12 protein-coding genes are annotated in these 12,118 nt (G+C 32.1%); 5 read left to right on the top strand and 7 right to left on the bottom strand.

All coding sequences use genetic code 11. The features are described 5' to 3' along the window. The first annotated feature begins 26 nt into the window (after positions 1-26). Entirely contained in the window at positions 27-1,016 is a 990-nt protein-coding gene (gene obgE / locus ACR9ES_RS11440) for a GTPase ObgE (protein WP_298996356.1), read from the top strand. 170 nt (positions 1,017-1,186) lie between these two features. Next, positions 1,187-1,954, top strand: coding sequence for a hypothetical protein (locus ACR9ES_RS11435; RefSeq protein ID WP_298996360.1), 768 nt, complete (start codon positions 1,187-1,189; stop codon positions 1,952-1,954). A gap of 106 nt (positions 1,955-2,060) precedes the next feature. On the opposite strand, the gene ACR9ES_RS11430 is transcribed toward ACR9ES_RS11435, so the two are convergent. The 4 genes from ACR9ES_RS11430 to surE are packed head-to-tail and all read right to left on the bottom strand — an operon-like array spanning position 2,061 to position 4,793. Continuing rightward, a complete protein-coding gene (locus ACR9ES_RS11430) occupies positions 2,061-2,618 on the bottom strand; it encodes a C40 family peptidase (protein ID WP_435254298.1) in 558 nt (185 codons plus the stop codon). A gap of 7 nt (positions 2,619-2,625) precedes the next feature. After that, positions 2,626-3,738, bottom strand: a complete 1,113-nt coding sequence (gene lpxB / locus ACR9ES_RS11425; RefSeq protein WP_435254297.1) for a lipid-A-disaccharide synthase — start codon at positions 3,736-3,738, stop codon at positions 2,626-2,628. Positions 3,739-3,747: 9 nt separating this feature from the next. Next, positions 3,748-4,035, bottom strand: coding sequence for a hypothetical protein (locus ACR9ES_RS11420; RefSeq protein ID WP_435254296.1), 288 nt, complete (start codon positions 4,033-4,035; stop codon positions 3,748-3,750). Next, entirely contained in the window at positions 4,023-4,793 is a 771-nt protein-coding gene (gene surE / locus ACR9ES_RS11415) for a 5'/3'-nucleotidase SurE (RefSeq protein ID WP_298996366.1), read from the bottom strand. Before surE ends, ACR9ES_RS11420 begins: the two co-directional genes overlap by 13 nt. A gap of 382 nt (positions 4,794-5,175) precedes the next feature. Between surE and ACR9ES_RS11410 the strand changes: the two genes are divergently transcribed. Both ACR9ES_RS11410 and ACR9ES_RS11405 read left to right on the top strand, forming a co-directional pair. Beyond that, a complete protein-coding gene (locus tag ACR9ES_RS11410) occupies positions 5,176-7,296 on the top strand; it encodes a carboxy terminal-processing peptidase (RefSeq protein ID WP_435254295.1) in 2,121 nt (706 codons plus the stop codon). Between the two features lie 45 nt (positions 7,297-7,341). Further along, positions 7,342-7,956 carry an HD domain-containing protein gene (locus ACR9ES_RS11405; RefSeq protein ID WP_435254294.1) on the top strand — a complete coding sequence of 205 codons (615 nt, stop codon included), beginning with the start codon at positions 7,342-7,344 and terminating at the stop codon, positions 7,954-7,956. Here ACR9ES_RS11405 and ACR9ES_RS11400 read toward each other — a convergent pair. Continuing rightward, the gene (locus ACR9ES_RS11400; protein WP_435254293.1) at positions 7,951-8,745 is read right to left on the bottom strand and encodes a DUF2797 domain-containing protein; all 795 of its coding nucleotides are present in this window, start codon (positions 8,743-8,745) and stop codon (positions 7,951-7,953) included. The two genes, ACR9ES_RS11405 and ACR9ES_RS11400, sit on opposite strands and share 6 nt — an antisense overlap. Positions 8,746-8,811: 66 nt before the next feature. Between ACR9ES_RS11400 and ACR9ES_RS11395 the strand changes: the two genes are divergently transcribed. Beyond that, positions 8,812-10,320, top strand: a complete 1,509-nt coding sequence (locus tag ACR9ES_RS11395) for a GH3 auxin-responsive promoter family protein (protein ID WP_435254292.1) — start codon at positions 8,812-8,814, stop codon at positions 10,318-10,320. Between the two features lie 2 nt (positions 10,321-10,322). Here the strand turns inward: ACR9ES_RS11395 and ACR9ES_RS11390 are convergent, their stop codons facing one another. Beyond that, on the bottom strand, positions 10,323-10,787 hold the full coding sequence (locus tag ACR9ES_RS11390; RefSeq protein ID WP_435254291.1) for a hypothetical protein: 465 nt from the start codon (positions 10,785-10,787) through the stop codon (positions 10,323-10,325). Positions 10,788-10,823: 36 nt separating this feature from the next. Beyond that, positions 10,824-12,077 (bottom strand): tetratricopeptide repeat protein, encoded by a 1,254-nt coding sequence (locus ACR9ES_RS11385; RefSeq protein ID WP_435254290.1) that lies wholly within the window; start codon positions 12,075-12,077, stop codon positions 10,824-10,826. Positions 12,078-12,118: the final 41 nt, after the last annotated feature.

The following is a 12,118-nucleotide window of genomic DNA, read 5'->3' as shown; positions in this document are numbered from 1 at the left end:
ACAATTAAACAACAAAAAACAAAACAATGACTGAAGGAAATTTTGTCGACTATATAAAAATTTACGCATCATCTGGTAAAGGTGGTCGTGGATCTGCTCACTTACATCGCGAAAAATACATCGCGAAAGGTGGTCCTGATGGTGGTGATGGTGGTCGTGGTGGACACGTAATTTTACGTGGTGATAAAAATATGTGGACGCTTTTCCATTTAAAATTTAAACGTCACTTTAGAGCAGAACATGGTGGCGATGGTAGTGCTAGCCGCAGTACAGGTCATGATGGTGCCGATGTTGTGGTTCCTGTTCCGTTAGGAACTATTATCCGTGATGCCGATACTGACGAAATTTTACATGAAGTTATTGAAGACGGACAAGAAATCATCTTATTAGAAGGTGGTAAAGGTGGTCGTGGTAACTGGCACTTTAAATCATCTACCAACCAAACACCTCGTTATGCCCAACCGGGTATTGACGGACAAGAAGGTTGGTTTCGTATCGAATTAAAAATTTTAGCTGATGTTGGTTTAGTAGGTTTCCCTAATGCAGGAAAATCAACTTTATTATCAGTTATTACCGCTGCAAAACCTAAAATTGCTGATTATGCGTTTACAACCTTAAAACCTAACTTAGGAATTGTAGAATACCGTAATCACCAGAGTTTTGTTATGGCAGATATTCCTGGAATTATTGAAGGAGCTGCCGAAGGAAAAGGATTAGGACATCACTTTTTACGTCATATTGAACGTAACTCTACCCTACTCTTTTTAATTCCTGCCGATAGTGATGACATTCATAAAGAATATGACATCTTATTGAATGAATTGCGCAAGCACAACCCTGAATTATTAGATAAGGATCGTTTGTTAGCCATTTCTAAATCAGATATGTTAGACGACGAATTAAAAGAAGAAATTAAACAAGATTTACCAGAAGGTATTGAAACTATTTTTATCTCTTCTGTTGCCCAACAAGGCTTAACAGAACTGAAAGATAAATTGTGGCAAATGTTAAATTAATTCATCTTTACAAATAAAATTTAAAAAAGCAATCTCAGTGAGGTTGCTTTTTTGTTTGAATCATAATTTTTAATCTATTAACTTCGCTATTCACGGATATAAATCGTTAGAACGAATTAATATCCTTAATCATGTTTTATTGAATATCCAATCATATTGTTAAAATTGAAATGAAAGTAAAAATATTAAGTTTCTTATTCTTAATTATTGCAATTACTTCTTGCAATAAATTTACCCGTGAAAAATACCCTCAATTAGCTTCAAAAAAGGAAAGTTATAAATATATAAACAGTTGCTATTCTGCTGAGTTTGAAGACATGAATAAAATTCCAACTGAAATGCAGAATATGTTAACCTCTTATTTAAAAAACAGATTAGGAAATAAAAACTTCGAAAAACTGGAATTTAAAAATGGCTATATTTTATCTGACAAACCAATTGAAATAGAAAAAACAGAAAACGAAAGCAGAATTTTAGATCTTCTTGGTCAAAACATACAAAAGATTGATTGTGACACTATATTAGACTACCCAATTTATTCAGTTGTTTATCAACTAAAAAAGCCTGAAATCGGAATTGAAAAAATTGGACTGAACTTAATGCTTGACAGAAATGGAAAACTAATCAAGGATATTGATTTTCCAAAAGCTAAATTTGCTAATGTCATAATACCAATAGACTCTGTACACTCTGAATTAATTCGTAGAAAAATTTCATATAAAAAACTGAATATTGACTTATGGTTTGATAGGAGAACAGAATCATTTGTCTGGTCAACTAACACATTAATTCGAGATGGAAGTATAATGGGACCTAGTTGTTTTCCTGAAGTGAATTATCATTTTAAAATGAACGCAAATGATGGAAAAATTACAGAATTTAATATTGAAAAAGCAAATGATTATTTCTTTGGGTCTGACAATCATTATATTGAATAGAAAACACTACCTAACAAGATCTATCACTTTAATACTAATTGATTATAAGAATATTATTGGGTTATAATTTAAGTATTTAATTGCGACATTTATTCTCTTTAAAAGTTTACAGCACCCTTTTCGCTTCAATAAAAGCACGTTTCCAGTAATTTTCGTGTAGTGAGGTTACAATCACCCCTTGTGAAGTAGTTGAGTGAATAAAACGTACATCTCCATTATCAACTGAAGTTACCAACCCAACATGATTTATAGGCCCTCTTCTTCCTCTTGTTTTAAAAAACAATAAATCACCTCTTTGTACTTCTCGCAACGAAATTTTCTCTCCTTGTCGATACATTTCACGAGAACTTCTGGCAATAGGAACCTCACGTAGTTGAAACGACGTGAAAATTAATCCAGAGCAATCCATTCCTTTCTTTGTCATTCCGCCAAAACGATACGGAACTCCTTTGTAGGTAACTGCTGTCCATATAATTTTATCGGCAACGGTTACTTCTTTTACCTCAACCTCTTCAGTAGCTTCTGTCTTAACGCTTGCAACATCAACTGTTTTAGGACTAATTGTTGATGCTGTTTTTTGGTAAGCTCCACTTACATTTTTTGATGATCCACAAGAAATCATTAAAAACGACAGTGTACATAGAAAGAGGATTTTTTTAATCATAGGTGTTTTATTTTTTTACTCCATCAACAATTAATTTTGCTGCTTTGGCTGAGGCTCCTTTACCTCCTAGTTTTTGTTCTAAGTCAAAGTACGATAAAAATAATTGCTGACGATGTTCTGCTTCAAGAATACGCTCTAACTCGTGCTTTAAGTTTTCTTTCGTAAAATCATTTTGAATCAATTCTTTTACCACTTCTCTATCCATAATCAAATTGACTAGTGATATATAACTTAAGGTAATAATTCGTTTTGCTATTTGGTACGATATATTGCTTCCTTTATAACACACTACCTGCGGAACTTTAAACAGTGCTGCTTCTAAAGTTGCGGTTCCTGATGCTACCAAAGCGGCATACGAAACACTTAATAAATCATAGGTTTTATTATTGATGAATTTCACATTCGCATCTCCAATAATTTCTTGATAAAACTCATACGACTGACTCGGAGCTCCCGCCACCACAAATTGATACTTAGGAAAATCATCCACCAACGATAACATTACCGATAGCATTTTGGTTATCTCCTGTTTTCTACTTCCTGGTAATAATGCTATAATTTCTTTATAGCCTAAATCGTGTTCTTTTCTAAATTCTTCAATCGACACCTGCTTTCTACCAGCAATTCCATCAATTAAAGGATGCCCTACAAAGTGTACATTATATCCGTACTTCTTGTAAAACTCTTTTTCAAACGGAAGAATCACAAACATTTCATCAATATCGCGTTTGATATCTTTTACTCTACCTGCTCTACTTGCCCAAACTTGCGGCGAAATATAATAATTGGTTCTAAAACCTTGTTGTTTTGCCCATTTAGCTATACGAAGATTAAAACCAGAGTTGTCTATAAAAATAAGTACATCAGGATTGAATTGAGCAATGTCTTTTTTACAGAAAGAAATCATACCTAAAATCTTACGTAAGTTCATCAACACCTCAACAAACCCCATAAAAGCACGCTCTTTGTAATGTTTTACCAACGTACCTCCTACTTCTTGCATCAAATCTCCACCCCAAAAACGAATCTCTGCTTCTGGGTCTTGTTTCAACAACGCCTTCATTAAGTTTGCTCCGTGTAAATCACCCGAAGCTTCTCCTACAAGAATGTAATACTTCATTTACTAAAATTAGAAAAATTTTAAAATTGCGGTTAATAACGCTACTGCAATGGTAGTTATCAACACTCCTCTTGCTCTATAATCTTGCTTCTTCTTTAAAAATACCCAAAACACAAATAAATTAGGTATTGCCGATAATGCTATTACTGACCCTAACATACCTCCTTCTTTTATTTTACTTAGTGTTTCAGATAAGTCTGATTGTGAAATGTATTGTAAATACACAAAAAAACCACATGCTGTTGCCAACAACGATATTAAAATTCCTATGGCTATTTCTTTCTTTATATGTCCCATGTATGTAATTTTTGAATTGCGTGATGCGCTGTCATATCAAACTGAACAGGCACCACTGAAATATAACCGTTTTCTAACGCCCAAATATCGGTATCTTGTCCTTTATCTCTGTTTACAAACTCTCCTGATAACCAATAATATTCTTTTCCGAATGGGCTCTTACGCTTATCAAATGTTTCTTTCCAATATCCGTTTGCTTGTCTACAAATACGAACTCCTTTAATATCTTTCTCTTTTAACTTCGGAATGTTTACGTTTAAAATAACTCCATCAGGCAAACCATTTAACAACACATTTAACGCTATTTTTTCTATAAACTTACGCGCAGCTCTAAAATCGGCATGCCAATCAAAATCTAACAATGAAAAACCAATGGCTGGAATTCCTTCAATACCAGCTTCAACAGCAGCACTCATCGTTCCTGAATAAATTACATTGATAGATGAATTAGAACCATGATTGATTCCAGAAACACATAAATCAGGTGTGCGATTTAATATTTGATTCTTTGCCATTTTAACACAATCGGCTGGAGTACCTGAACAACTATATTCTATTTGCGGACCTTCATCTATGGTAATTGGGTTACAATGCAGCACATTATTCACCGTAATTGCATGTCCCATTCCACTTTGTGGGCTATCAGGAGCTACTACTACTACATCTCCTATTTTATTCATGATTTCAATCAACATTCGAATCCCTGGAGCAGTAATTCCATCATCATTCGTAACCAAAATTAAAGGTCTGTCTTGCATTGTATGTAAGTTTTACAACAAATGTAACATAAAAAAAGGATTCTTTTTTTAACATTTTGTAAAGACAGATTCGTTTATTTTATATGTAAAATTGTGGTAATCAAACACAAGCGTCATGATACGAATTATTGTTCACCTTACCGTTTTTATTATTTCGGCTTTTTGCGCTATTATTTCAATCTAACATAAGATATATTGTCTAAGTATATTTAGAGAAATAGTAACATTACATCCTTAAATGGATTTAAAAGGTAAAATCAAGAGTATAAAGTTGGATTGCTGTTTTTATAAAAAGCAACAAAACTTAAAAAATTGGCATTATTTTAGTAGCTTAGCAACACAACTAAACTACTCAACACAAATTTAAAAGATAGAAGGTTTTATGAAGACGAAGTTTATTATACCATTTTTAGCTATTACATTATTATTTTCGAACTCTGTTAGCTCGAATACACTTCCTAATAATGACCCAGAAAAAGATAGAGTTATTGTATATGTTTTAAAAAACATTTTAAGTCGTTACCATTATGTTCAAAAAGATTTGAATGATGATTTTTCTGAACATGTATATACAACTTTTATTGATGGTTTAGATCCAAGTAAACGCTATTTTACACAAGAAGATTTAAAAGAATTCTCTCAATATAAATATCAAATTGATAATCAACTAAGAGAATCTAATATTGATTTTTACAAACTGGTTTATAATCGTTTTCTTGAAAAAATGGAATCAGGAAAAGCAAATTATCGCGCTTTATTAAAACAACCTTTTAACTACAAAAAAAATGAGGTAATTGATATTGATTACGATAAGATTCCGTTTGCTAAAAACGAAACCGAGTTAACCGACTATTGGAGAAAACAATTAAAATTATCTATTTTAAGTAATATAGAAGATGCTGAAGCACAGCAAAACGAAAAGGCTAAAAAAGATAAAAACTTTAAAAAGAAATCTTTTAAAGAATTAGAAGTTGAAGCTAGAAAGAAAGTGTTAAAAAACATGGACGATTTGTACATGCGTATAGGTGAATTGGAAAATTCTGACTGGTACTCTACGTTCTTAAATAGTGTGGTAAGTGGTTTTGATCCGCACACAACTTACATGTCTCCTAATATTAAAACACGTTTCGATCAAGAAATGTCTGGTAAACTTGAGGGAATTGGTGCTCGTTTACAAAAGAAAGGAATTTACACGCATATTGTTGAGTTAATTTCTGGTGGGCCTGCTTGGAAACAAGGTGAACTAGAAGCTGATGATATCATTTTAAAAGTTGCTCAAGGAGACGAAGAACCTCTTGATATCGTAGGAATGCGTTTAGATGATGCTATTAAATTTATCAAAGGTAAAAAAGGAACTGAGGTACGTTTAACCGTTAAGAAAAAAATTGATGGTTCTATTAAAATTATTCCAATTATTAGAGATGTAGTAGAACTGGAGGAAACTTTTGTAAAATCGAGTATTGTTGAAAAAGACGGTAAAAAATACGGAGTAATAAACCTTCCTAGATTTTATATTGATTTCAACGACTTAAGCAGAAGAGATGCTGCAAAAGACATGGAGCAAGAAATTGAGCGTTTAAAGAAAGAAAATGTTGAAGGTTTAATTGTTGACTTACGTGATAATGGTGGAGGTTCTTTAAAAACAGCCATTGAAATTGGAGGATTATTCATTAAAGAAGGGCCTATAGTACAAGTAAAGTACCGTGGAGAAGATCCTTTAGTAAAAAATGATACCGATTCTAAAATACAATGGGAAGGACCATTAGTAGTAATGGTAAATGAATTCTCTGCTTCTGCTTCAGAAATTTTTGCTGCAGCAATGCAAGATTATAAACGTGGAGTTATTATTGGTGGTAAACAAACTTACGGTAAAGGAACCGTACAAAACGTATTACCTATCAATCGTTTTTATGAGCAATATCCTGATGACTTAGGAGCTTTAAAAATGACCATTCAAAAGTTTTATAGAATCAACGGTGGTTCTACACAAATTGAAGGTGTATATTCTGATATTTCATTACCTAGCAGATACAGCTATATGGACTTTGGTGAACGTGATTTAGATGGTGCTTTACCATGGGATAAAGTAAAACAAGCTAAGTATACAACTACCAATACCTATAGTAATTTTGCTGATGTTGTTTACAACAGCAAGCAACGTGTAATGAATGATGAAAAGTTTAATAAAATAAACGAGTACGCTAAGTGGTTAAAGAAAAATCAAGACGAAAGAGTATACTCATTAAACTACGAAACTTTTAAAAAGGAAAGCGAAGCTAAAGTTAAAGAAGGCGAACAATATAAAGATATCTTCAAGTTCGATTCTCATTTAACATTTGAATCTCCTACATACGAACTAAGTTTATTTAAAAAAGACACTGTTTTAGAAGAAAAACGTGTTGCATGGCATAAAAACCTTCAGAAAGATATTTACATTAATGAGGCACTAAATGTATTGAGTGAGTTACGAATGAACAACCACCAAGTTGCTTTAAAAAATTAAAAAACGGGGATATCCCCGTTTTTTTATCTCATTATTTTATTTCCTATGCTAAAAAATACTTTTCTAAGTTTAGCCGCTAATTATTCTGATGACAAAGTACTGCACCTAACTCTTTGGGAAGAGATTGTTAAAAACCATACTGACAAAAAACGATACTATCACACTTTAGTTCATCTAGAAAATTTACTTTTTCAATTATCTCAAGTGAAAACAGAAATTAACTCTTGGAATACTATTTTATTTACACTTTTCTATCACGATGTAATCTACAATTCCCTTAAAAGTAACAATGAAGAAAAGAGTACTGAATTCGCTATAGAAAGAATGCAACTACTCTATGTACCTAAAGAAATTATTAAAAGGTGTGAAAATCAAATTTTAGCTACTAAACATCATAAAGTATCAGAAGATACTGACACCAATTATTTTACCGATGCTGACTTAGCTATTTTGGGCTCAAATTGGGAAACATACGAGCAATACTATAAAAATGTGCGAAAAGAGTACGCTGTGTATCCTAGCTTAGTTTACAATCCTAGTCGAAAAAAAGCACTGAAACATTTTTTAACCATGGATAATATATTTAAAACTGAATACTTCCATCAAAAATTTGAAAAAGCTGCTCGTGAAAATATTCAACGAGAAATCGATTTACTATAGCAACTCAATCTTCACAACTAACCCTTCATTGGCACGAACATTAAAAACCGTTTCGTCTTCAAAAATTAGGTATTGTCCTTTTATTCCAACCAACTTACCTGTATAGTTTTCTTCTTTCTCTAAGTTTAAACTCTTAGGCTTTTTGGGGTATTTCTCTACAGGAAATTGAATATTTGTTTCCGTATTCGTAGCTATATAATATTCTTTTGCTTCTTCAGGAATAAACTCTTGTAAGCGCTCTCTCCACTCCACCAAATTTTCATCTTTAATGTCGTTTTTCAGCATCGTTCTCCAATTGGTCTTATCAGCAACGTGTTCTTTTAAAGCTACTTCCGTTATTCCTGCTAAATATCGATTTGGCACCTCAACTATTTCAATAGCTTCATGTGCTCCTTGATCAATCCAACGAGTTGGTACTTGTTGTTTTCTTGTTACTCCCACTTTTACATTACTTGAATTTGCCAAGTACACAATATGTGGCTGCAACTGCACTTTTTTCTCATATTCTAAGTCTCTATCTTCTTCTCCTAGGTGCGCTTTACTCAATTCAGGACGCATAATCCAATCACCAGCAGTAGGTATTTCAAAAAAACAACTCTTACAAAAACCTTGACGGTAAATTTTCTTTTCTAAATGACAATTTAAACACTCATAAGTAACAAAGCTTAAAGACATTTCTCTATTCAATAACTGATTCATATTCAAATAACCAGATGGCATCTCTAAATAATACTGAACAGTCGTTAGGTTCTCGGTAGGCATTTTTTTTAAAACTCCTTGGTATTGCATGTCTTAAATTTTATTACTTTTAGCTTCACAAACTTACTGTAAAAAAATTGAATTAAGAGTTAAACTATGACGTTTCCATTTATAAATTCAATCATTTCTTGGTTCTTAAAAAAGCGTAAACATCAAGTTGAGTTGTTTTTAAAATACCCTATTGATGTGCAAAATGAGTTGTTACTCAAACTTGTGAGTGCAGCTAAGAATACTGAATTCGGAAAACAACAAAACTTTGCTTCAATTAAAAATTACTCAGACTTTGCAAATAATATTCCTATTCAACGTTACGAGAGTATTGAACCACTTATTGAACGCTGTAGAAAAGGAGAACAAAATTTGTTTTGGCCAACACCTATTCGTTGGTTTGCAAAATCTAGCGGCACTACTAATGCAAAAAGTAAGTTTATTCCTGTAAGTGATGAAGCTATTGAATATTGCCATTTTAAAGCAGGAAAAGACATGTTATGCCTGTATATTAACAACAACGAAGATGCTAAATTATTTACAGGAAAGGGACTTCGCTTAGGCGGAAGTTCAGCTGTATATGAAGACAATAATTCTTATTTCGGAGATCTTTCTGCAATTATTATTGAAAACATGCCTTTTTGGGCAGATTTTAGCTCTGCGCCTAAACAAGAAACAGCATTGATGAGTGAATGGGAAACGAAAATGGAAGCCATTATCAACGAAACCATTCACGAAAACATTACCAGTTTGGTTGGAGTTCCTTCTTGGATGCTAGTTTTACTAAACAAAGTTTTAGAAAAAACTGGAAAGGATAATATTTTAGAAGTTTGGCCTAATTTAGAAGTATACTTTCACGGAGGAATCAACTTTAACCCATATCGTGAACAGTACAAAAAGCTGATTCCGAAAGACGATTTTAAATACTATGAAACCTATAACGCCTCTGAAGGATTCTTCGCTATCCAAGACCGAAACAATTCTGATGAAATGCTCTTGATGCTAGACTACGGAATTTTCTACGAGTTCATTCCTATGGATCAATACGATGGTGAAAACTCTATTGCAATTCCGCTTTCCGAAGTAAAAAAAGATATAAACTATGCTGTTGTAATAACTACCAATGGTGGTTTATGGCGTTATTTAATTGGAGATACAATTAAATTTACCTCAACCGATCCTTATCGTATAAAAATTACTGGACGTACCAAACATCACATCAACGTTTTTGGAGAGGAATTAATTATTGAAAATGCCGAAGAAGCATTAAAAGCTGCCAGTGATAAAACCAATAGTGAAATAAAAGAATATACAGTTGGGCCTATTTTTATGAACGGAAAGGAAAATGGTGCACATGAATGGATTATAGAGTTTGAAAAGCCTCCTAAAAATCTTGCCTTCTTTACTGAAATGCTAGATAACGCCCTAAAAAATTGCAACTCTGACTACGAGGCTAAACGTTATAACAACATGACCTTGGCAATGCCAAAAGTACATCAAGCCCGTAAAGGTTTATTTTACGATTGGATGAAAGAAAAAGGGAAATTAGGTGGTCAACACAAAGTTCCGAGATTATCTAACGAACGTAGTTTTGTAGAGGAGTTATTAAAACTCTAAGCTTATTTTGTTTGAATTTTTAACGGCAAGTGATATTGTGTAGCTACAGGAATACCTCTTTTTATTGCTGGGTGTATTTGTGGCAATTTTTCAATAGTAGATTTTAAAATACTATCTAACTCTGGAAGTTGCTGCGAAACATTATTCGAAGCCGTAATATTTTTCAATATAAAGTTACCTTCAGCAGTAATTAATAAATCAATAAGTACCTCTTCTTCAATCCATTCTTGTATTACAAAAGAATACTCTTGTAAACTTTTAGCAAACCTTTGATGAATTTCTTCTCTAAAACAACTTGATTTTTCTTCTTCTGAAAGACTTCTACATCTATTAAAAGCAGGTGAAACATCTACTTTCGTAAAATCTACTATAGTATCAAGAGTTTGTAGATTCTTGTTTTTAGGTGGTGAAAAAAAATCACAAGAAGTAGTTAGTAAAAGTAAAAAGACGGCATAACGTATATTCATCTTATTGATTTTAAGATGAATATACGAATTTTACTACTAATCTAAGATTTCTCCTTGTAAGAAATAATGTTTTTTTATCGCTTCTAATCGTGTTTTCACATATTCAGTATATGAAACATCTTTTCTTTCAAAACGATTTATATAAGTTTTATAGTACTTATATGCAATTTTCTTGTCTTCATAATAAACTTCACTCTTTAAAGCCAATTGAAACAATGCTTGATAATTTTTTTTATTCTCATCAAAAGCCTTTTTATATAAACTCAACTCTTCTTTAGAGTTACCTAACTCTTTATACACTCTTGCTAATTGGTAATATTCCTCATCTCTTGGTTCTTTACCAACAAAAGTCGCTAATGTATAATTCAACTGTGCTTTATGAAATTTTCTCTGTTCAAAATCAATATCTCCTAAATATTTATATGCTTTAAAATCTGATCGATCTATTTTAAGTGCTTTATTAAAATACTCTTTTGCCTTCTTATACTTCTTCAAATTAAAATAACTTCGTCCTAACATTTTTTGAGTATAATGCTCATTAGGCTCTATAGAATCTATCTTATCTAATAGCTTAATCGCTTCTTTATACTTTTCTTTTCTGTAGAGGTTATTAATTTTAAGTTTGTTTAAAGCTATATGATTAGGATCGACTTCCAACCCTTTATTGATAAAAATAGTTGCAGAATCTTTATCTCTTAAAAAAGTATACGCCAACGCCAATTGATGAATCGATTTAATATGCTCCTCATCGTTTTTGTAAGCTTCTAAAAAGCTATTAATTTTTAAATTATTCTTGTTCAACATTGCATATCCAATTCCTAATTGATAGTAATAATTTGCATTTGTACTATCTATTTGGGTTAAACTCTTAAAAGTTTCTATCGACTTAGTAGGTTGTTTGGTTTTTGCATACAACTTTCCAAGTTGATATTGTATCAATAAATTTTCGGCATCCTCATTTATAATTCCTTCATAAATTTCAATTGCCTTTTCTAGCTTTTTTTCTTTCTGATATGCTTTTCCTAAGTTTACTTTTACAGCATAATCATCTTGCAACGCCAATGCTTGCTCATAGTATTTCGAGGCTTGTTTATGATTATCTATAGATGCATAGATTGCCGCTATTTTTGAAGTTGATTGAAAAGTAGTATCCAACTCATGTAACTTTGTTAATGCTGTTTGATAGCGTCCTTTATTTAGTAAACTATCAATAGTTTGAAAAGCCGAAACTTGCGCCTCGACTTTTATAATTCCTACTACAAAAACAATAAGTAAAATTTTATTTTTCACGTTTCTATTTTTGGTATTATTCATTGGTTAACTGTGACCAA

Origin of the sequence: Tenacibaculum sp. A30 (assembly GCF_051200845.1) — a bacterium.
In the GTDB taxonomy this organism is placed as follows: Bacteria; Bacteroidota; Bacteroidia; order Flavobacteriales; family Flavobacteriaceae; genus Polaribacter.
This window is presented reverse-complemented; position numbering and strand designations above follow the sequence as displayed.

Coding starts and splice junctions, on each gene's coding strand:
- ACR9ES_RS11390 (WP_435254291.1), bottom strand. CDS start 10,787: ATGAATATACGTTATGCCGTCTTTTTACTTTTACTAACTACTTCTTGT.
- lpxB (WP_435254297.1), bottom strand. CDS start 3,738: ATGAAGTATTACATTCTTGTAGGAGAAGCTTCGGGTGATTTACACGGA.
- ACR9ES_RS11420 (WP_435254296.1), bottom strand. CDS start 4,035: ATGGGACATATAAAGAAAGAAATAGCCATAGGAATTTTAATATCGTTG.
- ACR9ES_RS11395 (WP_435254292.1), top strand. CDS start 8,812: ATGACGTTTCCATTTATAAATTCAATCATTTCTTGGTTCTTAAAAAAG.
- obgE (WP_298996356.1), top strand. CDS start 27: ATGACTGAAGGAAATTTTGTCGACTATATAAAAATTTACGCATCATCT.
- surE (WP_298996366.1), bottom strand. CDS start 4,793: ATGCAAGACAGACCTTTAATTTTGGTTACGAATGATGATGGAATTACT.
- ACR9ES_RS11435 (WP_298996360.1), top strand. CDS start 1,187: ATGAAAGTAAAAATATTAAGTTTCTTATTCTTAATTATTGCAATTACT.
- ACR9ES_RS11410 (WP_435254295.1), top strand. CDS start 5,176: ATGAAGACGAAGTTTATTATACCATTTTTAGCTATTACATTATTATTT.
- ACR9ES_RS11405 (WP_435254294.1), top strand. CDS start 7,342: ATGCTAAAAAATACTTTTCTAAGTTTAGCCGCTAATTATTCTGATGAC.
- ACR9ES_RS11430 (WP_435254298.1), bottom strand. CDS start 2,618: ATGATTAAAAAAATCCTCTTTCTATGTACACTGTCGTTTTTAATGATT.
- ACR9ES_RS11400 (WP_435254293.1), bottom strand. CDS start 8,745: ATGCAATACCAAGGAGTTTTAAAAAAAATGCCTACCGAGAACCTAACG.